The sequence below is a fragment of the Streptomyces pyxinicus genome (genome assembly GCF_024753135.1).
GTDB lineage: Bacteria > Actinomycetota > Actinomycetes > Streptomycetales > Streptomycetaceae > Streptomyces > Streptomyces pyxinicus.
In genome coordinates, this window is record NZ_JANUGP010000010.1 from 105,973 (window position 1) to 132,208 (window position 26,236).

General features: G+C 74.2%; 23 protein-coding genes and 1 pseudogene. 12 read left to right on the forward strand and 12 right to left on the reverse strand.

The genetic code is table 11. The features are described 5' to 3' along the window. Nucleotides 1-87 precede the first annotated feature (87 nt). Nucleotides 88-2,643 carry a discoidin domain-containing protein gene (locus tag NX794_RS15930; protein ID WP_258779195.1) on the forward strand — a complete coding sequence of 852 codons (2,556 nt, stop codon included), beginning with the start codon at nt 88-90 and terminating at the stop codon, nt 2,641-2,643. 428 nt (nt 2,644-3,071) lie between these two features. Beyond that, nucleotides 3,072-5,351, forward strand: a complete 2,280-nt coding sequence (locus NX794_RS15935) for a catalase (protein WP_258779196.1) — start codon at nt 3,072-3,074, stop codon at nt 5,349-5,351. A 76-nt stretch (nt 5,352-5,427) separates the two neighbouring features. Here the strand turns inward: NX794_RS15935 and NX794_RS15940 are convergent, their stop codons facing one another. Genes NX794_RS15940 through NX794_RS15960 form a run of 5 tightly spaced genes read right to left on the reverse strand, consistent with a single transcriptional unit; the run spans nt 5,428 to nt 9,301 of the window. Continuing rightward, nucleotides 5,428-7,116: a PP2C family protein-serine/threonine phosphatase gene (locus NX794_RS15940; protein ID WP_258779197.1), complete on the reverse strand. Its 1,689-nt coding sequence runs from the start codon at nt 7,114-7,116 to the stop codon at nt 5,428-5,430. Further along, nucleotides 7,100-8,113, reverse strand: coding sequence for a SpoIIE family protein phosphatase (locus NX794_RS15945; protein ID WP_258779198.1), 1,014 nt, complete (start codon nt 8,111-8,113; stop codon nt 7,100-7,102). The genes NX794_RS15940 and NX794_RS15945 overlap by 17 nt, the downstream gene beginning before the upstream one ends. After that, nucleotides 8,110-8,556 (reverse strand): anti-sigma regulatory factor, encoded by a 447-nt coding sequence (locus tag NX794_RS15950; RefSeq protein ID WP_258779199.1) that lies wholly within the window; start codon nt 8,554-8,556, stop codon nt 8,110-8,112. The genes NX794_RS15945 and NX794_RS15950 overlap by 4 nt, the downstream gene beginning before the upstream one ends. Continuing rightward, the gene (locus NX794_RS15955; RefSeq protein ID WP_258779200.1) at nt 8,556-8,900 is read right to left on the reverse strand and encodes a hypothetical protein; all 345 of its coding nucleotides are present in this window, start codon (nt 8,898-8,900) and stop codon (nt 8,556-8,558) included. The genes NX794_RS15950 and NX794_RS15955 overlap by 1 nt, the downstream gene beginning before the upstream one ends. Continuing rightward, nucleotides 8,897-9,301, reverse strand: coding sequence for a hypothetical protein (locus tag NX794_RS15960; RefSeq protein ID WP_258779201.1), 405 nt, complete (start codon nt 9,299-9,301; stop codon nt 8,897-8,899). Before NX794_RS15960 ends, NX794_RS15955 begins: the two co-directional genes overlap by 4 nt. A 186-nt stretch (nt 9,302-9,487) precedes the next feature. On the opposite strand from NX794_RS15960, the gene NX794_RS15965 reads away from it, so the two are divergent. Continuing rightward, nucleotides 9,488-10,015 (forward strand): MarR family winged helix-turn-helix transcriptional regulator, encoded by a 528-nt coding sequence (locus NX794_RS15965; protein WP_258779202.1) that lies wholly within the window; start codon nt 9,488-9,490, stop codon nt 10,013-10,015. Between the two features lie 253 nt (nt 10,016-10,268). On the opposite strand, the gene NX794_RS15970 is transcribed toward NX794_RS15965, so the two are convergent. Continuing rightward, complete coding sequence (locus NX794_RS15970; protein ID WP_258779203.1) at nt 10,269-11,462, reverse strand: acyltransferase family protein; 1,194 nt, start codon at nt 11,460-11,462, stop codon at nt 10,269-10,271. 314 nt (nt 11,463-11,776) lie between these two features. Here NX794_RS15970 and NX794_RS15975 point away from each other — a divergent pair, with 314 nt between their 5' ends. Both NX794_RS15975 and katG read left to right on the forward strand, forming a co-directional pair. Continuing rightward, nucleotides 11,777-12,214: a Fur family transcriptional regulator gene (locus tag NX794_RS15975; RefSeq protein WP_258779204.1), complete on the forward strand. Its 438-nt coding sequence runs from the start codon at nt 11,777-11,779 to the stop codon at nt 12,212-12,214. 33 nt (nt 12,215-12,247) lie between these two features. Beyond that, nucleotides 12,248-14,473, forward strand: coding sequence for a catalase/peroxidase HPI (gene katG / locus NX794_RS15980; protein ID WP_258779205.1), 2,226 nt, complete (start codon nt 12,248-12,250; stop codon nt 14,471-14,473). A 167-nt stretch (nt 14,474-14,640) separates the two neighbouring features. On the opposite strand, the gene NX794_RS15985 is transcribed toward katG, so the two are convergent. Both NX794_RS15985 and NX794_RS15990 read right to left on the reverse strand, forming a co-directional pair. After that, nucleotides 14,641-15,561 (reverse strand): serine hydrolase, encoded by a 921-nt coding sequence (locus tag NX794_RS15985; protein WP_258779206.1) that lies wholly within the window; start codon nt 15,559-15,561, stop codon nt 14,641-14,643. After that, nucleotides 15,558-16,511, reverse strand: coding sequence for a LysR family transcriptional regulator (locus NX794_RS15990; RefSeq protein ID WP_258779207.1), 954 nt, complete (start codon nt 16,509-16,511; stop codon nt 15,558-15,560). The genes NX794_RS15985 and NX794_RS15990 overlap by 4 nt, the downstream gene beginning before the upstream one ends. A 144-nt stretch (nt 16,512-16,655) precedes the next feature. Between NX794_RS15990 and bla the strand changes: the two genes are divergently transcribed. Continuing rightward, nucleotides 16,656-17,573 (forward strand): class A beta-lactamase, encoded by a 918-nt coding sequence (bla, locus tag NX794_RS15995; RefSeq protein ID WP_258779208.1) that lies wholly within the window; start codon nt 16,656-16,658, stop codon nt 17,571-17,573. Between the two features lie 86 nt (nt 17,574-17,659). Here bla and NX794_RS16000 read toward each other — a convergent pair whose 3' ends face one another. Then, nucleotides 17,660-18,217, reverse strand: a complete 558-nt coding sequence (locus tag NX794_RS16000) for an amidohydrolase family protein (protein ID WP_258779209.1) — start codon at nt 18,215-18,217, stop codon at nt 17,660-17,662. A gap of 261 nt (nt 18,218-18,478) precedes the next feature. Between NX794_RS16000 and NX794_RS36060 the strand changes: the two are divergent. The 3 genes and pseudogenes from NX794_RS36060 to NX794_RS16015 all read left to right on the forward strand — a co-directional run. Then, nucleotides 18,479-18,559, forward strand: a pseudogene (locus tag NX794_RS36060) (TetR/AcrR family transcriptional regulator); the annotation flags it as partial. A 362-nt stretch (nt 18,560-18,921) separates the two neighbouring features. Beyond that, nucleotides 18,922-19,089: a hypothetical protein gene (locus tag NX794_RS16010; protein WP_258779210.1), complete on the forward strand. Its 168-nt coding sequence runs from the start codon at nt 18,922-18,924 to the stop codon at nt 19,087-19,089. Between the two features lie 91 nt (nt 19,090-19,180). After that, nucleotides 19,181-20,071, forward strand: a complete 891-nt coding sequence (locus tag NX794_RS16015) for an SDR family oxidoreductase (RefSeq protein WP_258779211.1) — start codon at nt 19,181-19,183, stop codon at nt 20,069-20,071. A gap of 7 nt (nt 20,072-20,078) precedes the next feature. Here the strand turns inward: NX794_RS16015 and NX794_RS16020 are convergent, their stop codons facing one another. Continuing rightward, nucleotides 20,079-21,089, reverse strand: a complete 1,011-nt coding sequence (locus tag NX794_RS16020; protein WP_258779212.1) for an aminoglycoside phosphotransferase family protein — start codon at nt 21,087-21,089, stop codon at nt 20,079-20,081. A gap of 80 nt (nt 21,090-21,169) precedes the next feature. Beyond that, a complete protein-coding gene (locus NX794_RS16025) occupies nt 21,170-21,943 on the reverse strand; it encodes a polysaccharide deacetylase family protein (protein ID WP_258779213.1) in 774 nt (257 codons plus the stop codon). A 547-nt stretch (nt 21,944-22,490) separates the two neighbouring features. Between NX794_RS16025 and NX794_RS16030 the strand changes: the two genes are divergently transcribed. After that, the gene (locus NX794_RS16030; protein WP_258779214.1) at nt 22,491-22,706 is read left to right on the forward strand and encodes a hypothetical protein; all 216 of its coding nucleotides are present in this window, start codon (nt 22,491-22,493) and stop codon (nt 22,704-22,706) included. Between the two features lie 28 nt (nt 22,707-22,734). Beyond that, nucleotides 22,735-23,694: a prolyl aminopeptidase gene (gene pip / locus NX794_RS16035; RefSeq protein ID WP_258779215.1), complete on the forward strand. Its 960-nt coding sequence runs from the start codon at nt 22,735-22,737 to the stop codon at nt 23,692-23,694. Between the two features lie 180 nt (nt 23,695-23,874). On the opposite strand, the gene NX794_RS16040 is transcribed toward pip, so the two are convergent. Next, complete coding sequence (locus tag NX794_RS16040; RefSeq protein ID WP_258779216.1) at nt 23,875-25,122, reverse strand: helix-turn-helix domain-containing protein; 1,248 nt, start codon at nt 25,120-25,122, stop codon at nt 23,875-23,877. A 427-nt stretch (nt 25,123-25,549) separates the two neighbouring features. On the opposite strand from NX794_RS16040, the gene NX794_RS16045 reads away from it, so the two are divergent. Then, nucleotides 25,550-26,200, forward strand: a complete 651-nt coding sequence (locus tag NX794_RS16045) for a helix-turn-helix domain-containing protein (RefSeq protein ID WP_258779217.1) — start codon at nt 25,550-25,552, stop codon at nt 26,198-26,200. Nucleotides 26,201-26,236: the final 36 nt, after the last annotated feature.

A 26,236-nucleotide genomic window follows, 5' to 3' on the forward strand; every position in this document is an offset into this window, starting at 1 on the left:
CGGCTGCTTGACTCACCACTTAAATCAAAACATGAACTAAGCCGGTGGGTCGTTCCGTCGACCCCAGCAGTCGCAGGGAGCCGCCACATGAGCACACGCCGTACGAGATTGAGACCCCTGGGAGTCGCGCTGGCCGCGCTGGCCGCGTGCGTCGCGCTGCCCCTCACCCAGGGGCCGGCCGCCGCCGCCGAGACCCCGTTGTCCCAGGGGAAGACGGTCACCGCCTCCTCCACCGAGAACGCCGGCACCCCGGCCGCCGCCGCCGTCGACGGCAACACCGGGACCCGCTGGTCGTCCGCCGCCACCGACGACCAGTGGCTCCAGGTCGACCTGGGTGCCACCGCCGACGTCAAGCAGGTCGTCCTCACCTGGGAGGCCGCCTACGGCAAGGACTACAAGGTCCAGATCTCGAAGGACACCACCAGCTGGACCGACCTGAAGTCCGTCACCGGCTCGGACGGCGGCACCGACACGCTCGACGTGAGCGGACAGGGCCGCTACGTCCGGCTCCAGGGCGTGCACCGGGCCACCCAGTACGGCTACTCCCTCTGGGAGTTCCAGGTGTTCGGCTCGACGTCCGCCACCCAGCCCACCTGCGGCACGGCCGACGCCGCCCGGGGCAAGCCCGCTTCGGCCTCCTCCACCGAGAACGCCGGCACCCCCGCCTCCGCCGCCTTCGACGGCGACACCGGCACCCGCTGGTCCAGCCAGGCCGGTGACCCGCAGTGGGTGCGCGTCGACCTCGGCTCCACGCAGGACATCTGCGAGGTCGACCTCACCTGGGAGGCCGCCTACGGCAAGGACTTCCAGATCCAGGTCTCCGGCGACGGCCAGAGCTGGAACACCCTGAAGAGCGTCACCGGCGCGACCGGCGGCACCGCGTCCTACGACGTCAGCGGCTCGGGCCGGTACCTGCGGGTCTACGGCACCGCGCGCGGCACCGGCTACGGCTACTCCCTGTGGGAGGTCGCCGTGCACACCGGCGGCACCGGCATCCCGCCGGTCCAGGGCGGCGGCGACCTCGGCCCGAACGTCATCGTGGTCGACCCCTCCACCCCGAACCTCCAGCAGAAGTTCGACCAGGTCTTCGCCCAGCAGGAGTCGAACCAGTTCGGCACCGGCCGCTACCAGTTCCTGCTCAAGCCCGGCACCTACAACGGCGTCAACGCCCAGATCGGCTTCTACACCTCCATCTCCGGACTCGGCCTGAACCCCGACGACACCCAGATCAACGGTGACGTCACCGTGGACGCCGGCTGGTTCAACGGCAACGCCACCCAGAACTTCTGGCGTTCGGCGGAGAACCTCGCGATCACGCCGTCCAACGGCGACGACCGCTGGGCCGTCGCCCAGGCCGCGCCGTTCCGCCGTATCCACGTCAAGGGCGGCCTCAACCTCGCCCCGAACGGCTACGGCTGGGCCTCCGGCGGCTACATCGCCGACTCCAGGATCGACGGCACCGTCGGCCCCTACTCCCAGCAGCAGTGGTACACCCGCGACAGCTCGGTGGGCGGCTGGACCAACGGCGTGTGGAACATGACCTTCTCCGGCGTCCAGGGCGCCCCCGCCACCAACTTCGACACCGGCCCGTACACCACCCTGGACAACACGCCCGTCTCCCGCGAGAAGCCCTTCCTCTACCTGGACGGCTCCACCTACAAGGTGTTCGTCCCGGCCAAGCGCACCAACGCCCAGGGCGTCTCCTGGCCGGCCAACGCGGGCGCCTCGCTGCCTCTCGACCAGTTCTACGTCGTCAAGCCCGGCGCGACCGCGGCCACCATCAACGCCGCTCTCGCCCAGGGTCTCAACCTCCTGTTCACGCCCGGCGTCTACCACCTCGACCAGACCATCGACGTCAACCGGGCCGACACGGTCGTCCTCGGCCTGGGCCTCGCCACCCTGATCCCGGACAACGGCATCGACGCCCTGCACGTGGCCGACGTCGACGGCGTCAAGCTCGCCGGGTTCCTCATCGACGCGGGCCCGGTCAACTCCGACACCCTGCTGCGCATCGGCACCCCCGGCTCGACCGCCGACCACTCCGCCAACCCCACCTCCATGCAGGACGTGTTCGTCCGCGTCGGCGGTGCCGGACCCGGGCTCGCCACCAACTCCGTGGTCGTCAACAGCAACAACGTGATCATCGACCACACCTGGCTGTGGCGCGCCGACCACGGCAGCGGCGTCGGCTGGGACACCAACCGCGCCGACTACGGACTGCGCGTCAACGGCGACGACGTCCTCGCCACCGGCCTGTTCGTCGAGCACTACAACAAGTACGACGTCTACTGGAACGGCGAGCGCGGACGCACGATCTTCTTCCAGAACGAGAAGGCGTACGACGTCCCGAACGCCGCCGCAGTCACCCACGACGGCATCGTCGGCTACGCGGCCTACAAGGTCGCCGACACGGTCACCAGCCACGAGGCCTGGGGCCTGGGCAGCTACTGCAACTTCACGGCCGACCCGTCGATCGTGCAGACCCACGGCTTCCAGGTGCCCACCACCCCGGGCATCAAGATGCACGACCTCCAGGTGATCTCCCTCGGCGGCAAGGGCCAGTACGCCCACGTCGTCAACAACACCGGCGCCCCCACCTCGGGCACCAGCACCGTCCCGTCCAAGGTGACGTCCTTCCCGTAGCACCCCCCGTACGGCGTAGCCGGCAGGCCGGCCCGGAGCACCGCTCCGGGCCGGTCCGCGCGTTCCGCCCGCCCCCTCCCGGTCCGTTCCGGACTGCGGGGGCGGCGAGCAGCGCCTAGGGTGGCCGCATGCGGACGGGCCACGGCCCGTCCGCGCCCGGGTCAAGAAGCCGGCCCTCCTGACGAAGACACCCTCGGCAGGGGGCCCTTGGCCCCGTCCGGCGGTCCCCGGGACCGGACCAGCGCGTCCGGCGGGCCCCTCGCCCCGGAAACTCGATGGGAGACGGCCCGACTTCACCCCGACCGGGACATCCCTCGCGATTCCCGGTTTCGGACGCCCCGGCCCGGGGACCTCGTACGGGCGTCATCCGCACGCCCCGGTGTCGCCGCCCCGCGCCCGTCCCGTGACCAGCGAAGGAATGGACCGATATGAGCGAGACCAACCCCCTCAAGCGAGCGGCGGAGAAGGTGACGGACGCCCTCAAAGGCGACGGAACGGGACCCGAGGACGGCATCCCGGGCAAACCAGGCTTCGAGTCGCCCCCGGTGGCCGAGCCCACCGAACCCCGGGAGCCGCTGCCCCCGAAGCCCGACCAGACCGGCCCGGACACCGTGTCGCCCACCGGCCAGCCCACCGGCGCCGACCAGGCCCGAATGGCCCAGAGCGGCAGTTATCTCACCAACGCCCAGGGCACCCGGCTGTACGACACCGACCACTCGCTCAAGGCCGGCCCGCGCGGCCCGGTACTCCTCCAGGACCACCACCTGCGCGAGAAAGTGATGCACTTCGACCACGAGCGCATCCCGGAGCGCGTGGTCCACGCCCGCGGCGCCGGCGCCCACGGGGTGTTCCGCAGCTACGGCACGGCGGCCGGCGTGACGAAGGCGGCCTTCCTCGCCGAGGACGTCGAGACGCCCGTCTTCGTCCGCTTCTCCACCGTGCTGGGCTCCCGGGGCTCCTCCGACACCGTCCGCGACACCCGCGGCTTCGCGACGAAGTTCTACACCAGCGAGGGCGTCTTCGACCTGGTCGGCAACAACATCCCGGTCTTCTTCATCCAGGACGCCATCAAGTTCCCGGACGTCATCCACGCCGGCAAACCGCACCCGGACCGGGAGATCCCGCAGGCGCAGAGCGCCCACGACACCTTCTGGGACTTCGTCACCCTGCACACCGAGGCCACCCACCACACCCTTTGGAACATGTCCGACCGGGGCATCCCGCGCTCCTACCGCACCATGGAGGGCTTCGGCGTCCACACCTTCCGCCTGGTCGACGCCGCCGGCGGGACCACCCTGGTGAAGTTCCACTGGAAGCCGAAGCTCGGCGTGCACTCCCTGGTGTGGGAGGAGGCACAGATCGCGAACGGCGTCGACCCCGACTTCCACCGGCGCGACCTCGCCGACGCCATCGAGGCGGGCGCCCACCCCCAGTGGGAGTTCGGCATCCAGACCTTCCCCGACACCCCCGACCAGACCTTCGAGGGCATCGACCTGCTGGACCCGACGAACATCGTCCCCGAGGAACTGGCCCCGGTGCAGCCGATCGGGCTGCTCACCCTCGACCGCAACCCGTCGAACTACTTCGCCGAGACCGAACAGGTCGCCTTCCACGTCGGCCACCTCGTCCCCGGCATCGACGTCACCGACGACCCGCTGCTCGCCGGCCGGCTCTTCTCCTACCTGGACACCCAGATCACCCGGCTGGCCGGACCCAACTTCGGGCAGATCCCGATCAACCGGCCGCACGCCCCCGTCAACGACATGCTGCGTGACGGCTTCCACCAGAGCGCCGTCCACCGGGGCGTGGCCCCCTACCGCCCCAACTCCCTCGACGGCGGCTGCCCGTTCACCGCCGGCGCCGACCTGGGCGCCTACATCGAGACCCCGGTCCGGGTGCCGGAGGCCACGAAGGTCCGCGAGGCCCCCGAGTCGTTCGGCGACCACTTCAGCCAGCCGCGCCGGTTCTGGCTCAGCATGAGCCCGGTGGAGCGCGAGCACATCATCGGCGCCTACACCTTCGAACTCGCCAAGTGCTACGAAGTGGCGATCAGGGAACGGGCGTTGCGGGTGCTGGCCAACATCGACCCGGAGCTGTGCGCGGGCGTCGCGGCCGGCCTCGGCCTGCCCGCGCCCGAGCCGAGCGAGCCGCTCGCCGACGTCGAGCCGAGCCCCGCCCTCTCCCAGGTCGGCCGCACCTGGCCCACCGACGGCCGGATCATCGGCATCCTCACCGGCGAGGACGGCGACCTGGAGGGCGTCAGGGCCGTACGCCAGGAGGTGCTGGACGGCGGCATGGTCCCGCTGGTCGTCGCCCCGGCGGGCGGCACCCTCGGCTCCGGCGCCGACGCCCTCACCGTGCAGCGCACCTACGCCACCGCACGCTCCGTGGAATTCGACGCCCTGCTGGTGGCCGGCACCCCCGGCGTCGGCGCGGACGCCTACGGTGCCCGGGACGCCAAGGCGGGCCTGCCCGCGACCCGGCCGGCCACCCCCGACCCGCGCGTGGGGCTGCTGCTGGCCGAGGCGTACCGGCACGGCAAGGCGATCGGCGCGGCCCGGGGCGGCCAGAGCGCGCTGGAGGCGGCCGGCATCCCGCTCGACTCGCCCGGTGTCGTGACGGGCGACAGCGCCGGCGTCGTCCTGCAACAGCTCGTCGAACTGCTGGGCGCGCACCGGGTCTGGGAACGCTTCCCGGCCGCCGTCTGACCTCCCGGAACGGCGCGGCCGAGGACCAGTGACGGCACCCGTGCGCCGGCCCCCTCCCGGGCCGGCGCACGGCCTTTCACCCCGCCGGGTCCTCCGCCGTGGTGCGGCACAGCAGCAGGCAGGTGTCGTCGTCGTGTTCGGAGTCGTACAGCATCGGCTTCAGCAGGGAGTCGGCCGCCGACCCCAGCTCCTCCAGCTCCGCCGCGGACAGCGCGCCCATGGCCCGCGCGAGGCGTTCGATGCCCGCGTCGATCCCGGCCGACCGGCGCTCCACCAGACCGTCCGTGTACAGCGCCAGCGTCGAGCCCGGCGGCAGCAGGGTGGAATGCTCCTCGTACTCGAAGGCCACCGGAACGCCCAGCATGATCCCGGGCTTGGCCTCCAGCACCCGCACCGCGCCGTCCGGGTCCCGGACTAGGCCCGGCGGATGCCCGGCCGCGGCCCACACCACCCGGGGCGAGCCGGGGGTGAACCGGGCGATCGCACAGGTCGCGTACAGCTCGGGCTGCTGATGGCGCAGCATCCGGTGCAGCAGGGTCAGGGTCCGGGCCGGGCCGTTGCCCTCGACCGCGTAGGCGCGCAGCGCGGTGCGCAGCTGCCCCATGATCACCGCGGCGCGCAGCCCGTGCCCGGTCACGTCCCCTATCACCGCCAGCACACTGCCGTCCGGCTGCGGGAAGGCGTCGTACCAGTCGCCGCCGATGTTCAGACCGTGCGTGGCCGGCAGATAGCGGGCGGCCAGCGCCAGGCCCGGCATTCCGGGCAGGTCGGTGAGCTGGGCGCGTTGCAGGGCCTCGGCGACGTCCCGGTGCTGCTCGTAGCGGCGGGCGTTGTCGAGCGCGATGCCCGCCCGGCGGGCCACCTCCAGGAGCATCACCGTGGTGTCCGGGTCGAACCGGTCGCCGGGCGGTGACAGCGTCAGCACACCCTGCACGGTGCGCGCGACCAGCGGCAGGCACAGCAGCGGCCGGTCCGGGGACAGCGCGGACGCCGGCAGGTCGTCCACCCCCGGCAGCCGGCCCGGCCGGGGGCCGGCGTGCTGGGGCCGGCCGGTGCGGGCCGCCGCCACCGTGGCCGCCGTCCGCCCGGCCGCCTGGGCCGGCTCCTCGTCCAGCAGCCAGACGTCCACGTGCCGCGCGTACTCCGGGACCAGCAGCTCGGGCAGCCGGCGCAGGATCGCCTCGTGGTCCAGGGAGGCGTTCAGCACGGCGCTGGCGTTCGCCAGGAAGGTCAGCAGCCGACGGGCCTTCTCGGCCTCGGCGCGCGCGGCCCGCTCGGCGTCCAGCAGTTCGTTCTGCGCCACCGCCGCGGCCTCCAGCTCGGCGTGCAGCGCCAGCACGCCCTGGTTGGTCTGGTGCAGCTCCTCCCGGTGGAACCGGACCAGTTCCTCGCTCTCCGCCAGGCCCGCGAGGGCACCGGCCGCGTCCTCGTCGGCCGCCAGCAGCGCCTCCGCGAGCCGCGCCTCGTCCAGGGAGTCCGGGCGGGGCAGCGGCAGCGGCACGGGCGAGGGGCAGTCGAGCGTGTACCGCCACTCCCGAGGCCCGGGCACCTCCAGGCACAGCCCCCCGTCCGCCGTGGTGGTCAGGCGCAGTTCGGCGCGGCCCCCGGCCAGGGCCCGGCGCAGCCCGGAGCCGACCTCGGCCAGGAAGCGGGCGCGTTCGGACGCGGGCACGCCGGCGTCCGCCGCGACCCGCGCCAGCAGGGCACGGGCGCGGACCGCGGCGGCGGCGGAGTCGATGGTCCAGGTCTCAGAAGCGGCTGTCATGTGTGCGGGTCCGGCGGTCGGGGGCCAGTACGGCCACGCTGGTGTCGTCGCGAAGGGGGCGGCCGGGGCCGCCGGCGTCGCGCAGGATCGTAGCGGCCACCACCGGCGGGTCGTGGCCGAGCAGCCGTGGATCGTCCGGCGGGCTCCAGCGGCTGGGCAGCCCGTCACTGTGCACGACGAGCAGACTGTCCCCGCGCCACGGCACCCGGCGCAAGGGTACGCGCGCCGGAAAGTGCGCCCCCACGATCCCCGGGTGGGAGATCAGGGAGGACCAGCGGTCACCGACGCGCAGCCGGGCACCGATGTTGCCGACCCCGGCGAAGCACAGCTCCCCGTGCTCCGTGTCCACCTGGGCCACGGCGACCGCCGCGCCCCGGGTGGGACGCAGTACGGTGTGCAGCCGCCGCAGGAGGTCCCCGGGCGGCAGCCGCGCGGCGCGGCGCAGCTCCGCCACAGCCGTGTCGGCCGCGAGCGCGGCCCGCGCGCCGTGGCCGAGGCCGTCGGCGAGCAGCAGCGTCAGCAGCCGGCCCGAGCGCGCCCAGCCCCAGGCGTCGCCGCACTCCTCCGCCTGCCCGAGGGCCAGGGCGATCCCGCCCACGGACACCCCGCCGCCGGACGGCTGCCCGGCGCCCGGCTCCGGGTCGATCCGGGCCGCCGCCACCGTGCCCCGGCCCGGTACGCCGTACCGCTGGAGGGCGTCGGCCGCCGTGCCGTACCCGTCGCACGGTGCGGCCGGCACCTCGGTGACACCCGGACCGTGGCCGAGGGCGTACACCTGCACCGAGCTGCCCGAACCGGCCGGCGCCGGCACCAGGTTGACCACCAGGAGGCCGCTGCCCGCCTGCCGGAGCAGACCGGTGGCCAGCTCGGTCGCGACCAGCTCGGCAACGTCCGCGCGCGCCGCGAGCCCCGCGCGCCCGCACGCCTCCCGCGCCGCCGTCCGGGCGTCCGCTACCCCTGGGGAGCCGTGGACGCGGACCTCCCACACCCGGCTCATCCGGCCCCCGGCCGCGAGGAGGGGACGTGCGCCACCCAGGCGACGGCGGTCACGGTGGTACCCCGGCCGGGCTCGGTGTCCACGGCGAACTCGTGCACCAGCCGCTTCGCCCCGCTCAGCCCGAGACCGAGGCCGCCCCCGCTGGTGTAGCCGTCGGTCATGGCCAGCTCCAGGTCGTGAATGCCGGGACCGCTGTCGACGAAGCACATCCGCAGACCCTGGGTACGGCCGTTGTCCAGCGGAGTGATCTCCACATGCCCGCCGCCGCCGTGCACCAGGGTGTTGCGGGCCAGCTCGCTCGCCGCCGTGACCAGCTTGGTCTGCTGCACCAGGCCGAAACCGAGCCGCGCCGCGCACTGCCGCACCTGCTGCCGGACCCAGGCCAGATCCGCGTCCGAGCCGATGGGCAGGCTGGTCGCGCAGTCCGGGCCGGACGGCCGCATCAGGTCCCCCTCGGGCGGGACAGCGGTGTCCGGGCGCCGTCGGCGTCCCCCGGCCCCGCCGGGGCGACCGCCCGCCAGCCGGCCGGCACCGTGCGTGTCGCCAGGGGCTGGGTGGTGGCGGTGGTCTCCGCACGCACCCGGCCGGGGAACAGGCCGCCGACGGCCGCACCGGAGACGCCGGCCGGCACACCGGTCACCCGGTGCGCGGCGCTCCGCCCGGTGACGCCGTACCGCGGTCGTCCGCTCCGCCCGTCGCCCGGCTCACCCCGGTGCGCGCCGGACAGCACGCCGCGAGAGCCGGGAACCGGGACGGACGCCGTCGGACCGGCGGTGGACGGATTCACCGCGCGCCCACACCGTGGGCCGCACGGGAGACCACGACGCCCTGCCCGGACCGCGACGCCCGCGTGAGCACCGGCCCGAGGCCGAGGCCGAGCCGTACGATCGTCCGCGCCATGGCCGGGCGGACGTTGGAGGCGACGCGGTCGGCGCTCGGCGTCGCGTCGCCGGCCGGAGCGGCGAATCCGGCGCGCAGCGGAGCGATGGCGGGCACGCGCGGCGCGGGCACCCCGGCCCACGCGTCGGCCCCGGCCCCTGCCGCGTCCGCCGCCGCGTCACGGGACCGCGTGCAGATCGAGCGGAGCAGCGGGGCCCCGGCCCGGCGCCGGGCGGTCCGTTCCCGACGCTCGTCCGGGAAGGCGCTCGCGCACCGCGGCGCCGATCCGGTCACGTCGTGCTCCGGCACTCTCATCTCTCCTCTGTACGAGTCAGGCGCCGCCGCCGGCCGGCTCCGAGCCGATCGTTGCCATACGACAACAGTAGCCCTCGGTTTCCGGCCCGGCCAAACCCGCCGCCGGCCTGGGCGTCCCCTGCCGCGGGCGGCCCGGCCTAGTACGCTGACGAGCGTCCCAGTGCCTGCGAGAGGGGTACGGTGGCCGCCTTCCGCTCCCGTCCGCCGTCCGACGAGGCCGCCCGGGCGACCGCCACGGCCGCCGAGCTGCTCGCGGTCCTGTCGGGGCGCACCCCCACGGCACCCGCCTCCCGTTCGCAGGTACGCGTACTCCTGGTCCTGGAACAGCGCGACGGCATCAACCTGCGCACCCTCGCGGCCAGCCTCGGCACCACGCCACCGTCGGCCAGCCGGCTCTGCGACCGGCTGGAGAGCACGGGGTTCCTCGAACGCGAGGCCGCCGCCGCCGACCGGCGCGAGGTGCGGCTGCGGCTGAGCGGCAGCGGCCGGACTTTCCTCGCCGACCTGCGCGTCCGCCGGGAAAGGGAGGTGCGGGCCGTCCTCGCTGCCATGCCGGTCGCCGACCGGGAGGCGCTGCGCGAGGGCCTGGAGTCGTTCTGCGCCGCCGCGCACCGGATGCTCGGCAAGGAGTCCGGCGCGGGCGCGGTCCTGGCGTCCGGGCCCACCGGGACGGAACGCGCCGGCCGCCGGCAGGGCCGCCCGGCCTGAGCCGCGTCCCGCGCCGCCCCGGCCGCCCACGGTTTCGGGCAGGGATACGGGCCGCACGCCGGTCCTACTGTCCCCAGCACGTCGAGGCGGCTCCTTCGTCCGGTGTCTCCAGCGCCCGGCCCGGCGGCATGCGCCACCGGGCCGGTGTCGGGAGGCGTCTACCCAGGATCACGCCGGACTCTCCCCGCTGTTGCGGACGTCACCCGGGAGTGCGACCGGGAGGACGACAGCAGCCCCCGGCGAGCCGCAGTCGTCAGTCCCGTGCGGCGGCGGAAGCCGTACGGCGGGCCCGGTCCGGCTCGCCCTCCCGCTCCGCCGCCGGTGGCGCGGGCCGCTGCCGTCGGCGCAGCAGCAGCCGTCTGGCCGGGCACTCCACCGCCTCGTACAGCACCCAGGACAGCGCGAGGGAGACGGTGAACAGGACCGCGGTGACGGTCAGCCCGGCCATGAGGCCGAAGTGCGGCTTGGCGCCCAGGAGATGGACGGCGGCGCGCAGCACCAGCAGATGCACCATGTAGAAGGCGAACGACACCTCCCCGAGCCGCACCAGCCACCGGCGCCGCCACAGGGACGGCAGACCGTGCAGGTCGGCGACGGCCGCCGCCGGGATGAGCAGCGCGAAACCGAGGACGGTGCACACGGTCGCGGAGTAGCCGGGCGTGACCTGCGGGACGAGGAAGTAGCCGATCACCGCCAGCGCGAGCGAGGCCTCCAGGCCAGGCCCCCGCCACCGGCCCAGCAGCACCAGCCGCGCGGCGACCGCGCCGAGCACGAACTCGGGCAGCCGGGCGGCCGGCAGCGAGTAGAGCGAGTACGTCCACCAGTGGTGGGCGTCCGTCCAGGCGAGCGCCATGACGGCGGCCACCGACAGCGCGCCCAGCGCGGTGGTTCCGCGCGCGCCCAGCCGGCGCAGCAGCGGGAACAGCAGCGGGAAGGCCGCGTAGAAGAACGCCTCGCAGGCCAGCGACCAGCTCACCGGGTTCAGCGTCTGCCACCACGGTCGCCACCAGGAGTGCAGCATCAGCAGGTTCGCCAGGCCCTGCCGCACCGTCGGCCGCGGCTCGTGCGCCAGCGTGTACGCCATGACGAGGGCCGCGGTCAGAGTGACGAGGTGCACCGGGTAGATCCGCGCGACGCGCCGCCGCCAGAACGCCACGGCACGGTCGTTCGGCCGCGCCGACCAGGTGAGGACGAAACCGGAGAGCACGAAGAAGAACGACACCCCGGTGGCGCCGGATCCGAACGCCCAGCGCACCAGGCGGGCGGCGGTGCCCGAGAAGTAGCCGAAGTTGTGCACGTGCAGTCCGAACACCAGCAGCGCCGCCATCCACCGCAGCCCCGTCAGGGACGGCAGGGAGCGCGGGGCGGTGGGCGGGGAGGGCCGGGAGGCGGGCCCGCCGGTTCTCGCGGGCGGCGTCCGGAGCGCCCGGGTCGTCGCCGTGGTCATCGAATCACCTGCCGCAGAGGGGTGGCGTGGGGCATGTCGCGTGGAGCACGAGGGGCTACCTTGCCGGTCCCCCCGAATCCATCACGTCCCGAGCCGAACGTCACACCGCTGCCGATGACACGGCCCCGGGTATGCCACGGACGGCCGCTGGGGATGCACCCGGACGAGTGGCCGCCCGACCCGGCCCCTTCCGACGTTCACGCGATCGTTCACGCGATCGTTCACGCGATCGTTCACTCGATCGAGACAATGTCCAGAATTTGTTCTCGTCGTTTTCTTGAACCACTCGTGTTTAGGGGGGTAGGTTCGGCCTCATGACCGCCTCCCCGAGCTCCACCACCGCCGAGGAACTGCGCGGTGCGGGGCTGCGCGTGACGGCGGCCCGCGTCGCGCTGCTGGAGACCGTCCGGAACGGCGACCACCTCGGTGTCGAGGCGATCGCGTCCGGGGTGCGCGACCGCGTGGGCCACATCTCCGTGCAAGCCGTCTACGAAGCCCTGCACGCCCTGACCGCCGCGGGCCTGGTGCGCCGCGTCGAGCCGGCCGGCCATCCGGCCCGGTTCGAGGGACGGGTGGGCGACAACCACCATCACCTCGTGTGCCGGTCGTGCGGTGCCGTCGCCGACGTCGACTGCGCGGCCGGCGACGCGCCCTGCCTGACCGCGTCCGACGACCACGGCTTCGCCGTGGACGAGGCCGAGGTCGTCTACTGGGGCACCTGCCCCGACTGTTCCACCGGCCGCAGTTCCTGAGCACCGAGTTCCGCACAGTTCGGAAGGATTGCCATGACCGAGAACCACGACGCGATCGTCACCGACGCGAAGACGGAGGAAGTGAGCGGCGGCTGCCCGGTCGCCCACGACCGCGCCCTGCACCCGACCCAGGGCGGCGGCAACCGTCAGTGGTGGCCCGAGCGGCTGAACGTGAAGATCCTCGCCAAGAACCCGGCCGTGTCCAACCCGCTCGGCGAGGGCTTCGACTACGCCGAGGCGTTCCGGGGCCTGGACCTTCCGACCGTCAAACGGGAGATCGAGGAGGTGCTCACCACCTCCCAGGACTGGTGGCCCGCCGACTTCGGCCACTACGGCCCGCTCATCATCCGTATGGCCTGGCACAGCGCCGGCACCTACCGCATCAGCGACGGCCGCGGCGGCGCCGGCGCCGGCCAGCAGCGCTTCGCCCCGCTGAACAGCTGGCCGGACAACGTCAACCTGGACAAGGCCCGCCGGCTGCTGTGGCCGGTCAAGAAGAAGTACGGCCAGAGCCTGTCCTGGGCCGACCTGATGATCCTCGCCGGCAACGTCGCCCTGGAGTCGATGGGCTTCGAGACCTTCGGCTACGGCGGCGGCCGCGAGGACGTCTGGGAACCGGAGGAGGACGTCTACTGGGGTCCCGAGACCACCTGGCTCGACGACAAGCGCTACAGCGGCGACCGCGAGCTGGAGAACCCGCTCGGCGCGGTCCAGATGGGCCTGATCTACGTCAACCCGGAGGGCCCGAACGGCAACCCGGACCCGCTGGCCGCCGCCCGTGACATCCGCGAGACGTTCCGCCGCATGGCGATGAACGACGAGGAGACCGTCGCCCTGATCGCCGGCGGCCACACCTTCGGCAAGACCCACGGCGCAGGCCCGGCCGACGCGGTCGGCGTCGACCCGGAGGCCGCCGGCCTGGCGGAGCAGGGCCTCGGCTGGCGCAGCACCCACGGCAGCGGCAAGGGCCGGGACGCCATCACCTCCGGTCTCGAAGTCACCTGGACCGCCACGCCCACCCGGTGGGGCAGCGGCTTCTTCGACAACCTCTTCGGCTTCGAGTGGGAGCTGACCGAGTCCCCGGCCGGTGCCAAGCAGTGGGTGGCCAAGGACGCCGAGGCCATCATCCCGGACCCCGAGGACCCGTCGCGGAAGCGGCTGCCGACGATGCTCACCACCGACCTGTCGCTGCGCTTCGACCCGGTCTACGAGCCGATCGCCCGCCGCTTCCACGAGCACCCCGAGGAGTTCGCGGACGCCTTCGCCCGCGCCTGGTACAAGCTCACCCACCGCGACATGGGCCCGAAGTCGCTGTACCTCGGCCCGGAGGTCCCCGAGGAGACCCTGATCTGGCAGGACCCGCTGCCGGAGCGCGAGGGCGAGCCGGTCGACGACGCGGACGTCGCGACCCTGAAGACCAAGCTGCTCGACTCCGGGCTCTCCGTCACCCAGCTGGTCACCACCGCCTGGGCGTCCGCCTCCACCTTCCGCGGCAGCGACAAGCGCGGCGGTGCCAACGGCGGCCGGATCCGCCTCGCCCCGCAGCGCGGCTGGGAGGTCAACGACCCCGACGGGCTGGCCCAGGTGCTGCGCGTCCTGGAGGGCGTCCGGCAGGACTTCCACGCCTCCTCGGGCGCGAAGCGGGTCTCCCTGGCCGACCTGATCGTCCTCGGCGGTGCCGCGGCCGTGGAGAAGGCCGCCAAGGAGGGCGGTTTCGAGGTGCGGGTGCCCTTCACCCCGGGCCGTGTCGACGCGACCGAGGAGCACACCGACGCCGAGTCCTTCGAGGCGCTGGAGCCCACCGCGGACGGCTTCCGCAACTACCTCGGCAAGGGCAACCGCCTGCCGGCCGAGTTCCTGCTGCTGGACCGGGCGAACCTGCTCACCCTGAGCGCCCCCGAGACCACCGTCCTGGTCGGCGGCCTGCGCGTCCTGGGCGCCACCTACCAGGGCTCCCAGCTGGGCGTCCTGACCCACACGCCCGGCGTCCTCACCAACGACTTCTTCGTCAACCTGCTCGACCTGGGCACCACCTGGAAGTCGACCTCCGAGGACCAGACCACCTTCGAGGGCCGGGACGCCGCGACCGGCGAGCTGAAGTGGGCCGGCAGCCGCGCCGACCTCGTCTTCGGCTCCAACTCCGAGCTGCGCGCCCTCGCCGAGGTCTACGCGAGCGACGACGCGAAGGAGAAGTTCGTCCAGGACTTCGTCGCCGCGTGGGACAAGGTCATGAACCTGGACCGGTTCGACCTGGCCTGATCCGCCCGGCGTCCGGCCGACGCCGCACCAGACGTCCGGGTCCGCCCTTCGGGGCGGGCCCGGACGCCCCGCTGTCCGCCCCCTCGCCGACCGTGTCCGCTGCGTCCGCGATCGGACGGGCGCCGGCACCCGCGTGAAGGAACAACGCCAGCTGTTCCAGGGGGCGTTCAGCGGCGCAGCGCCTCGAACGCCGTCCGGCCCGCCGCGCCGATCGCGAGGTCGACGTCCGGTGCCTGGCTCGCACGCCGGTCCGCCCGGGTCAGCGCGGCGATCGCCACCCGGTCGCCGGAGTCCGCCTCGACCACGCCGATCTCGTGTCTGAGGTGCAGGAAGGTGCCGGTCTTGCCGCTCCAGCGCAGGCTGTCGGCGCGCAGTTCCGACGCCAGCCGCTGGGTGAAGACCTGCGCGGCCATCAACCGGCGCAGCTCCGCCGTCGCCGCCGGCACGGAGATCCGGTCGTCCCACACCCGCTCCAGCAGGTCGACCAGGGCGGTGGCCGAACCGGTGTTGGCGCGGGCCGGGTCGAGGGTCTCGATGGTGTGCCGGCCGGCGCGTTCGTCCCGTACGGCCAGTTCCAGTGCCAGGGAGAAGTCGTCGCCGGCGGCACCGGCCGCGCACTCGTACATGTGGTTCAGCCGGTGCCGCATCCGGACGCCCGCGCAGCCCCAGGCGGCGAGCCGCGCGTCGACCTCCGCCACCGGCACCAGGGCGAGCAGCGCGTCCGCCGCCGCGTTGTCGCTCACCGCCAGCATCGACCGCAGCAGATCGCCGACGGCCACGGTGGCCGGGTACCGGAACGCCGCGAACCCCGTGGAGCCGACGCTGCCGGTGGCCGGGTCCAGGGTCACCGGCAGCGCGGGATCGAGGCGGCCCGCCGCGATCCGGTCAAGGACGACGAGGGCCAGCGGCACCTTCACCACCGACGCGAGCGGCACCGGCTCCTCGGCGCCGAAACCGAGCCGCTCCCCGGTGTCCAGGTTCCGGGCCAGGAAGGCGCCCCGGACGCCGGCGGACGCCCAGTCGGCGGCGATCGCCTCGGCCACGTCCCGCAGGGCGCCGTCGTCCCCGACGCAGGGCACGGCGCTCATCCGCGTGCCGCCAGCCGTGCGGGGGCGTCCTGGGCCCGCTCGCCGGACCGGGTGGCGCCGGGCCCGTCGGCCGCCGCGCCCACCGCGGCTCCGAGCGGCGCGGCCAGCCAGTCCGGCACCTCGGGGGTGCCGTCGCGGCCCGGGGCGGCGCCGATGTCGTACCCCCGGTGCAGTGACCGGTCGGCGAGCGGCGCCCAGCGCGCCCCGTGCTGCCGGGCGAACGGCTCGGCGCACAGCAGCAGGGCGTGGCCCGCCAGCGTCTCGGCGAGCGCACCGGACGCGGGCCCGGCGGGACGCACCCGCCCCTCGGGCAGCCCGGCACGGGCCACCGCCCTGCCCAACCGGTCCTCGAAGCACGGGACTTGGTCCTCCGGCTGGACGAGTACCGGGAGCGGCGCGGTGGAGCCGCCCCGCCTCGGCCGTAGGTCCTCCAGGTGGACCGCGCGCCGCGCGGCCGGGTCCTCCGCCGCCGAGGCCAGCCCCAACGGCGCCTGGAACGCGGCCTGTTCCGGCGGCACCCGCAGCAGCGCGTAGGCGAGCGAGCCGTCGGCGAGGCCGGACACCCTTTCCCCGGGCGGCAGTTCGCGCATCCCGAGGGTGATCCCGCGCTCGGTGCCCGCCCGGATGGCCCGGGCCAGTGCCGCCGGGGCGCAGTCACCGGGCACCCCCACCGCGCGGACCCGCGCCCGCCGGGCGGAGCGGGCCGCCTGCCCGAGCCGCTGGGCCCGGTCCAGCACGTCCCGCGCGTACGGCAGCAGCAGTACCCCCAGCTCCGTGACCGTCACCTGCCGCCGCGAACGGTCGAACAGGAGGCCGCCGAAGTGCTCCTCCAGTGTCTTGATGCGACGGCTGAGCAGCGGCTGGGCGATCCCGAGCCGGTCGGCCGCACGGGAGAAGCTCGCCTCGTCCGCCGTCGCCACGTACGCGTCCAGGTGTGCGAGAAGGTCCACCCAGCAGTCATATCAATAAGGCATGAGGTGTTCAAAGTTTCCTCTTGGACATGGGAGGAGGTCTGCTGTTTCGCTGTCCCCGTCGAAGATCGACGCCGCCGGCCGCTCGCGGGCACCGGCGGACTTCACGGGAGGACTGTGCCCATGACCGGAACCGACCGTCTCGACCCCCTGCCGCGCCGGGGCCTGCTCAAGGCGGGCCTCGCGCTCACCACCACCGCGCTGGCGGCGACCGCCGCCGCCGCCGCGCCCACCGCCGCCGCGACCCCGGCCGACACCGGTGAGCTGGCCGACCTGGAGCGGCGCCACGGCACGCGGCTCGGGGTGTACGCGCGCAACGCGCGCACCGGGCGGACCCTGACCCATCGCGCGGCCGAGCGGTTCCCGATGTGCTCGACGTTCAAGGCGTTCGCCGCCGCCGCGGTGCTGCGCGACCACGCCGACCGCGCCCCGATGCACCGCGTGATCCACTACCCGCCGCACGACATCCTGCCCAACTCGCCCCGCACGGAGGAGAACCTGGCGACCGGCATGACCGTGGCCGACCTGTGCGCGGCGGCGATCCAGTACAGCGACAACGCGGCCGGCAACCTGCTGCTGCGCGAGCTGGGCGGCCCGGCCGGGCTGACCCGCTTCTTCCGCTCGCTCGGCGACGAGGTGAGCCGCCTCGACCGCTGGGAGCCCGAGCTGAACACCGCGATCCCCGGCGACGCACGGGACACCACGAGCCCCGAGGCGATCGGCCGGACGCTGGAACGGCTCATCCTGGGCCGGGCCCTGGACGGCGCCGCCCGGGAGCGGCTGGTCGGCTGGATGCAGGGCAACACCACCAGCGGGGCCCGCTTCCGGGCCGGCCTGCCGCGCGACTGGGTGGTGGCCGACAAGACCGGCACCGGCGACTACGGCACCGCCGACGACCTCGGGGTGGCCTGGACGACCCGGCGGACACCGGTCGTGCTGACCGTGCTGTCGACCCGGACCGCCCCGGACGCGCCGGCCGTCGACGCGCTCGTGGCCGAGGCGGCGCGGATCGCGGCCCGCGTGGTGGCGCCGGGGGAGTAGCCCGGTGACCCGCACGTGATGCCACCGCCGATGCCAGCCACACCCGCCGGAACCCGTCCACGCGGCTCCGGCGGCCGGGGCGCTTCTCAGCCCGCCCGGTGCGCGATGGGGGCGTCGTAGGGGGCGAGGGTCCGGTCCGAGCCCAGCGCGACGACGGCGCCCGCCTCCCGTAGATCCCGCAGCCGCCAGGCGCGAGCCGCCCGGTCGCCGCCCAGCCGACGTCGGCGCGGGTGTAGCCGGTGCGCGGCGGCTGCCTTGACGCGGCCACCCCCAACTCCGCGAAGCGCGACAGGAGTTCGTCGGGTGCCATCTCGATGTGCTCGATCTGCTGGGCCGCGCGCCCGCTCGGCCCGAGGGCGGCGACGGTGTCCAAGGACGTGCCGTACGGCGGTGTCCCCGATGGCGTGCGTCGCGGTGCGCACGCCGGCCGCGTGCGGGGCTCGTACCGCCTCGGCGTGGGCGCGCGGGTCCGGCCAGAACGCGGCCGTGCCCCGGCCGTGGCAGCCGGGGCGCTCCAGCCGGGCCGTGCCGCCCTCGACGGTGCTGTCCATGAAGAACTTGACCCCGCCGACCCGCCGGTGCCGCCCGGCCCGGTCCTGGAGCGTGACCAGTTCCCGCAGGCCGTCGGCATCGGCGCCCGGCATCCGCGCGGCCCGGTCACGCCCGCCACGCCGACGGCGGCGACTTCAGCGTCCCGGAGGCAGCCAGACGGCTCGGCGCCCGGACCGGGTCCGTCTACCACCACGTGGACGGCCGGGACGGCATCATGGAACTCCTCCGGGAGCGGGTGGCCGCCGCGATCGACCCCGGCACCCTCGGCCTCGGCCCCTGGGACACCCTTTGGAGACGTGGGCCGCTCCTACCGCGCCGCCTTCGCCGCGCACCCCCGGGCCATCCCGCTGCTCATGGCCTCACCGGTGCGCGCGCCGAGCGTCCTCGGCCAGTACGAACGCGCGGTGACCCTGCTGCGCTCGGCCGGCTTCCCGCGTGCCGGGATCATGCCGCTGATCACCGCGCTGGAGAACCTGGTGCTCGGCTCGGCCCTCGGCCTGGCCGCCCCGGAGACCGACGGCGCGCCCATCCCGCACCGCGCCGACGCCCTCGCCGCGGTCGGTGACGGCCGCGCCGGCCGGGCCTTCGGGGTGGGCCCGGCCGCTGTTCTGAACCGCGCCCGCGCCCTGCGGGAGGAGGTGCACGGCCCCGGCCCGCATGAACGGAGAGCGACGAAGGGGCGGTTTCCCAGTACCGCCAGTAACATGATCACCTTGTCTCCGGTTGTACCAGCCAGTTTGTACCAGCCAGTCAACTCGGCGCGGCATTCCGGCCGTGCCCAGCCCGGAGAAGACCCATGTCCTCTGTCACCGACGCGTTCGAGAACGCGCGCCTCACCTACGAGCAGCACATGCGGACCTGCCGCCAGTGCCACGCCGACGCCGTGCCCTGTCCCGTCGCCAAGCACCTGCTGCGCGTCTACAACAACGCCCGCCGCGACCAGCTGCGCGCCGCCGGCCAGTAAACGCGCAGGTCGGGCGCGCCGCACGCTTTTCGGCGGCCCCGATCAGGGAACCCGGTCGGCCCATCCGTCCCCGCACGACGCAGGAGGCGCCATGACGGACCGGCACGGTGACCGGCCGAACCCGGTCACCCGGCACGACCGCCCCGACTTCCCCGCCCAGGACCAGCCGCACCCGGGCTGGACCGGTCCGATGGACCCGCCGCCCGACCACGGCGAGGAGTCCTACCGCGGCTCCGGCCGGCTGGACGGCCTCAAGACCGTGATCACCGGCGGGGACTCCGGCATCGGACGGGCGGTGGCCCTCGCCTTCGCCCGCGAGGGCGCCGACGTGCTCTTCACCCACCTCGACGAGGAGGCGGACGACGCCCGCGAGACTTCCCGCCTGGTGGAGGACGCCGGGCGGAAGGCGGTCGCGGTCTCCTGCGACATCCGCGAGGAGGCCAACTGCCGGGCCCTGATCGACCGCGCGGTCGCGGAGTTCGGCCGCGTCGACGTCCTGGTGAACAACGCCGCCTACCAGATGTCCCAGCCGGACGGCATCGAGGCGATCAGCACCGAGCAGTTCGACCGGGTGCTGCGCACCAACCTGTACGGCATGTTCTGGCTGACCAAGTTCGCGCTGCCGCACATCCCTTCCGGCGGCTGCGTCATCAACTCCGCGTCCGTGCAGGCGTACAAGCCCAGTCCGCATCTGCTGGACTACGCGACGACCAAGGGCGCGATCGTCACCTTCACGCAGGGCCTCGCGCAGATGGTCGCCGAGCGCGGCATCCGGGTCAACGCGGTGGCGCCGGGCCCGGTGTGGACACCGCTGATCCCCGCGACGCTGCCGGACACGACGGAGTTCGGCAAGCAGTCCCCGCTCGGCCGCCCGGCCCAGCCCGCCGAACTCGCCCCGGCCTACGTCTATTTGGCCTCGACCGAGGCGAGCTACATCACCGCCGAGATCCTCAACGCGACCGGCGGCACCCCATTGCCCTGAATCACGGTCAGAACGGCGGCTCGTTGAGCAGTTCGAGCAGCCACCCGGCACCCTCGGCCGCGCCGGGGACCGTTCTGGCGGCCGGGCCGCCGGCGTCCGGGAACATCCGCCCCCACGAGCCGGCGCGGCCCAGGGCGCTCAGCCGCCAGGCCGGCCGCGCCGCGTGGCGCAGCTCCGCACGGGTGCGGCCGGTGCCGGTCCACGGCTCCAGGTAGGCGTCCAGCAGCCGGGGCAGGACCCCGGGCCCGTACCGGTCGCGGGCCCGCTCGGCGGGGACACGGAAGCTGCAGAACGGGTGCGAGACGGTGGCGTCGCCCCAGTCGAAGAAGGTGAAGCGGCCCGGCGCCGGCCGGAAGAGCTGGCCGTCGTGCAGGTCGGCGTGATCCAGGGTGTCCGCGACGCCGGCCGCGGCGAGCTCGGCCGCCCACTCGCCGACCTGTGGCCGGAGACCGGCCAGCCGGGCGCGCTCCTCGGGGCTCAGCGCACTGTTCCGGGCGAGCAGTTCCCCGAACACCTCGGGCAGGTCACGGGTCCGGGCCGGGGGAACGCCCAGCCGCTCGACGTCCCGGGCACGGGGAACGAGCGCGCGCTGCACGTCCGCGTACTGGCCGAGCAGCGCCTCCCAGTCCGCCGGCGGCACCTCCTCCCGGGCCAGCACATCACGGAAGAGAGGGCCCCCGTCCGGCAGCAGCACCCAGTCCCGCCCGGCGTCCACCGCCAGCGGCTCCAGCACCCGGCCCGGCACCCAGCGGGCCAGCGCGACGGTCAGCGGGCCCTCGAAGGCGCTGCCCGGCGGATTCGCCTTGAACCACACCGCCGTCCGCTCCGCCACGGGCACCCGCACCAGCACCGACCACGGCCGCAGCCGTACCCCCGGCGCACCCTGCGGACGCAGCCCGTGCGCCGCCAGCCGCTCCGCCACCCAGTCGAGAGCGGCGGCCCGCCACGACTCCCGCTCCCACGGCGTCACCGCGTCCGGGAACCGGCCCCGGTCCACTGTCATCGTCTGTTCCCGCATCGGCCCATCCCAGCATCGCCGCAGCTCAGCGGCCACCTGTTTTCCGGGCCGCGACGCGGGCAGCCTGGCTGCGGCTGCGCTCAGCGCACCGGGAAGCCGAAGGAGTAGCCCTGCTGCTTCAGCCACGGCAGCAGCACCCGCAGCGCGGCCACGGTCTGGGAGCGGTCGCCGCCCGCGTCGTGGAAGAGGATCGTCGGGCCGTTCCGCAGCTCGTTCTCGACCGTGTTGACGATGGCGTCGGTGCCGGGCCGCTCGAAGTCCTTGGAGTCGACGTTCCAGCCCAGGGGCCGCATCCCGTGCGAGGCGGCCAGATGCCGGCTGTACGGGGTGAACGCCCCGCCCGGCGCCCGGTAGTACATCGGGCGCACCCCGCCGGAGGCCCGGGTGATCTGCCGCTCGGCGTCGTTGATCTGCCGCGCCTGGTACGCCTCGGACTTGTGGTCCATGCCGGTGTCGTGCGACACCGTGTGGTCGCACAGCCGGTGCCCGGCGGCCACCACCCGCTTGACCAGGTCGGGGTGGGCCGCGGCCTGCGGGCCGACCATGCAGAACGTCGCCTTCACGCCGTTCTCGCGCAGCAGTTGGAGCACCTGCGGGGTCCACGTCGGGTCCGGGCCGTCGTCGATGGTGATGTTCACGGCGTGCGCGCCCCCGTCGGAGGCGTGCGCGATGGACTCGGCCACCGGCCGGGCCGTGGGCGCGGCGGTCCGCGCGGAGGCGCCCGGCCGGCCCGGTTCGCCGCCCGGCTGTCCGGCCTGCGCGGTCCACACCGAGGCGGCCGCCGCCACCGCCGTGACCCCCAGCGCCGCCGCGGCCACCCGGCCGTACCATCCCCGCCCGCCATGCCGCGCCATGTCCGCCCCGCCCCTGTCGTGTTGTCCGCCTTGTGCACCTGACCAGACGGGCGGGCCGGGGCCCGGGCTCCGTCTGTTACCGATCACGGACAATTCCGCGGCGGTTCCGCGACGAAGGTGCCCGGCTCCGGCCGGAGAGCGCAGGCCGTGACCCCTTCCGGGGGTGATCGGAGCGCCGGTGCGAGCGTGCCGGTCCGGATCCCGGCACGTATCCGACCCGGACCGAGGACAGGGGTGATCCGGATGACGCCGCCAACGGGGCCGCCGTACGGCACGACGCCCGAGCCGCCCCGGCCCGAGGCCCTCACCCGGATCATGCTCAGGCCGCCGGCCGGCAGTCTCCCGCCCGGCTTCTTCGCCTCCAGCACGGGCAGCTTCCTGCTGAGCGCCGCGCAACCGCACGGGGTGCCCCTGGCGCAGACCCGGCCGCTGATGCTGCCGCTCCTGGTGTTCGTGGTGCCGCTGCGACTGCTCGCTGGCGTCTTCGCGTTCCTGGCCCGCGACGGCGCCGCCCGGGCCGCCGGGTGCGCTGGCCCCCGCCTCGGCGGTGTTCCTGCTGAGCGTCGCCCCGCTGATGGTGGTGCTGTTCGTCGCCGCGCTCCCCGGAAAGCCCCTGTTCGGGGTGCTGCTCCTGATCGGCGCCTGCCGCTTCGCGCTGACCGCGGTGTACGGCGCCGGGGGCCCGGCCGTCCTCCAACCCGCGGCGGGCCGGACCGGCGTGACACTGGCCGAGCGGGAGGCCGGGGTGCGACGCCAATTGTGAGCCGGGGCATGGGCCTTAGGGTGCCCGGATGCCTCTGTATCCGGAGATCGAACCGTACGCGTCCGGCCTGCTCGATGTGGGTGACGGCAACCGTGTGCACTGGGAGACCTGCGGCAACCCGCACGGCAAGCCCGCCCTGGTGCTGCACGGCGGCCCCGGCTCTGGCTGCACTTCTCACCCCCGGCGCCTCTTCGACCCGGCCGCCTACCGGATCGTCCTGCTCGACCAGCGCGGCAGCGGACGCTCCACCCCGCACGCGAGCCGCCACGACACCGACATGAGCGTCAACACGACCGGCCACCTGCTGGCCGACCTGGAACTGCTGCGCCGGCACCTGGACATCGAACGCTGGCTGGTGTGGGGCGTGTCCTGGGGCTCGGTGCTCGCGCTGCGCTATGCCCAGACGCACCCGGCGGCGGTGTCCGAACTGGTCCTGACCGGGGTGGCGACCGGCTCGGACGCCGAGGTCGCCCTGCTCACCCGGGGAGTGGGGCGGCTCTTCCCGGAGGCCTTCCGCCGCTTCGTGTCCGAACTGCCGCCCGGTGAGCGGGACGGGAACCTCGCCGCCGCCTACCACCGGCTGCTCGAATCCCCCGACCCCGGTGTCCGGGCACGGGCCGCGCGGGCCTGGACGGACTGGGAGACCGCGATCGTCCCGGCGCCGCCGCGCTCCGTCCCGCGCTACGAGGACCCCGGCTTCCGCCTCGGCTTCGCCCGCACGGTCACCCACTACTGGGCCAACGGCCACTTCCTGGGCCCCGAGGACGGCCAGGGCGTGGTCCTCCGCGACGCCCGCCTCCTCGACGGTGTCCCCGGCACCCTCGTCCAGGGCACCCTCGACCTCGGCAACCTCCTCGGCACCGCCTGGCGGCTCCATCACGCCTGGCCCGGCAGCGAGTTGGTCCTCGTCGACGAGGCCGGTCACGACAGCGGCGCCCCGGGCATCGCGGAGGCGTTGGTGGCGGCCACCGACACGTACGCGACCTAGCCGGCGAACGGTTCCTCCAGCGCGCGGGTCTCCTCGCCCTGGGCGCGGTCTTCGTCGTCGCGGATGTGCGGGGGGCCGTAGGGGCCGGAGGGCAGGTACGGGGAGTTCGCCCCGCCGATGTGCCAGGGGTCGGCGTTCTCGTCGCCCGGAGCCCAGGCGGACCCGGCCGGTGGCGTGGCGCTAGCGGGCGGCGTCCGAGGTGCGGACGTCGGCCAGGGTGGTGGCCAGGGACTGCCAGACGTGGGCGGCCAGGTCGAGGTTGCGGGCGTCCGTGGCCTGTCGGGCGAGGCGGCGCAGGGAAGCGACGCCCTGGTCGACCCGGCCGTCCAGGATCTTCAGCCGGCCCTCCAGGACGGCCAGCCGCACCCGGTCCCCGTAGGGCAGCCGCAGTTCCGCGTCCGACGAGAGTGCGCCGGACAGCGCGCGGGCCTCGTCCCATCGGCCCTGGTGGAAGGCGAGATGGGCCCGCAGGGCCCGGATCTCCTGCAACTGCGGTGGTGTCCCGATGAGTTCGAGGACCACGTCGGCCTCGCCGAGCCACCGTTCGGCCGCCGCCACGCGCGGCGGTGACATGCGCAGCGCCGCGGCCGTCGCCGCCGTACGCAGCCGGGTCCACAGGGACAGGTCGTCGCTGCCCTGGAACAGGGCGAGCGCGCCCTCCAGCCGGGCCTGGGCGGTGTCGTGGTCGCCCTGGCGGTCGGCGACCACCGAGGCGGTCCACAACGCCTCGGCCGCGAGCGGGGGAGCGGCCGTGGGCAGCAACTCCCGTTCGATCTCGCGGACATGCCGCTCGGCCACGTCCAGCCGGCCCAGCTCGGTCTCGACGCCGACGAGGACCGTCTGCGCGGCCAGGGTGTCGGCCACCGGCAGCCGCTCGGCGCGGGCGACGCCGAGCGCGGTGACGGCGGCCGGCTCCGCCGCCCGCAGGTCGCCGAGCGCGCACAGGCAGCGCGCGTACCGCACGTACGCCCGCACTCTCAGCTCCGGTGCCGCTATCAGCTCGCTCAGCTGTATCAGCTCCCGCAGATGGCCGCGCTCCTGCTCGTAGTCCCCGTGGCCCTCGCTGATCCGGCCGAGCAGCCACAGCGCCTGCCAGCGGCCGGTGGGGTCGTCGCGCTCGTCCCGCTCGTCGTCCCGCACCGCCTGGAGCAGGGCCGCGGCGCTGTCCGTGCCCGGCGGTGCCGAGGCCGCGGCGGCTAGCACGTGGCTCAGACAGCCCCCCGCCCGAAGCTCGGTCAACGCCGAGGCTTCCACGCCGAGTTGCTGTGCCAGGTAGCTGATCGCGCGCCCGGTGGGCCGGCGTTCGCCCGACTCCAGGCGGGAGAGGTACCCGGTGGACATGCCCTCACCGACCACCGCCGCCTGGCTCAGGCCCCGCTCCAGCCTGAGCTTCCTCAGCTGCCGGCCGAAGTGCGGCTGCTCAAGCATTTCGCCCTCTGATCCCCTGAGGTCCTTTTGAGTCTTTCGCGTGTCCTGTCTTCCCGAGGTGGCGTCCGGAAGTTGGCCATACTTTAGGGAGACTTGGCAAGTTGGGCAACACGGTTGTGTACAAGAGATTTCCCCTGTCATTTGCCGTGGTTTCCCTCCGCGTCGACTTTCGGAACGGTCCGGCGGCGCTTCCCGGATGGCCGAAAATCTGCGCTGGCCGAAAGAGTTGGCAATGCGCGCGCCCGGGTAGGCAAATCCTTGCCAGCCGGGTTGTGCGGCTCTAGCCTCCGAAGTGCCGACCCGATGCGATATCACTTCCCGTCCGACGGAGGCCGCGGGGACGTGGAGGCCTGACAACGTTGCCCCATGGTCTCTGTCGGAAACGGCGCGGTGCGTCGCAGACCCCACGCACAAAGGGAAAGACGGTATGTCCGTGGTGACCACAAGCATCACCGCCTCAGCCACCGCCGGTGTCACGGCGGGCGTCGGCGCGAACCGCCGCCGCACCTACACGGCCCACGCGTGTCCGAAGGACATGACCATCGCGGCGGCGGAAGCCGATTTCGCGGCACAGTTCGGCGTGAGTCCCCGCGAGATCTGCGGGCGCGCCCTGGGCGACCTGTTCCGGGCGGGCGCGCCCGCACGGCTGCCTCATCGGTTCACCGACCTTTCCGAGGGCCGCACGGACTGGTTCACGGAACGGGTGGCCGGCCGGCACATCGGCGGCCGTGTCTTCGCCGCGGACCTGACGGCCATAGCGGTCACCGGCCCGGCCGGGCCGGCCGGACTGGTCCTGCTGCTGCGCCCCCTGCGGGAGGCGGACCTGCCGCACCCGCGCGCACTGACGCTGAGCGAACTCGACGCGCGCGTGCTGGAGGGGGTGGCGGGCGGTGCGTCGACGGTGCAGCTGGCCGGCCGTCTGTATCTGAGCCGTCAGGGCGTCGAGTACCGCGTGGGCCTGCTGCTGCGCCGCTTCGACGCACCCAACCGGCCCGCCCTGGTGGCCCGCGCCCACGCGCTCGGCCTGTTCGCGCCCGGCCAGTGGCCCCCGCAGGTGCTGCCGGACCTCGTCGAGTAGCGCGGCCGGCGGGCGCGGCGGCGGCCGCCGGTGGGT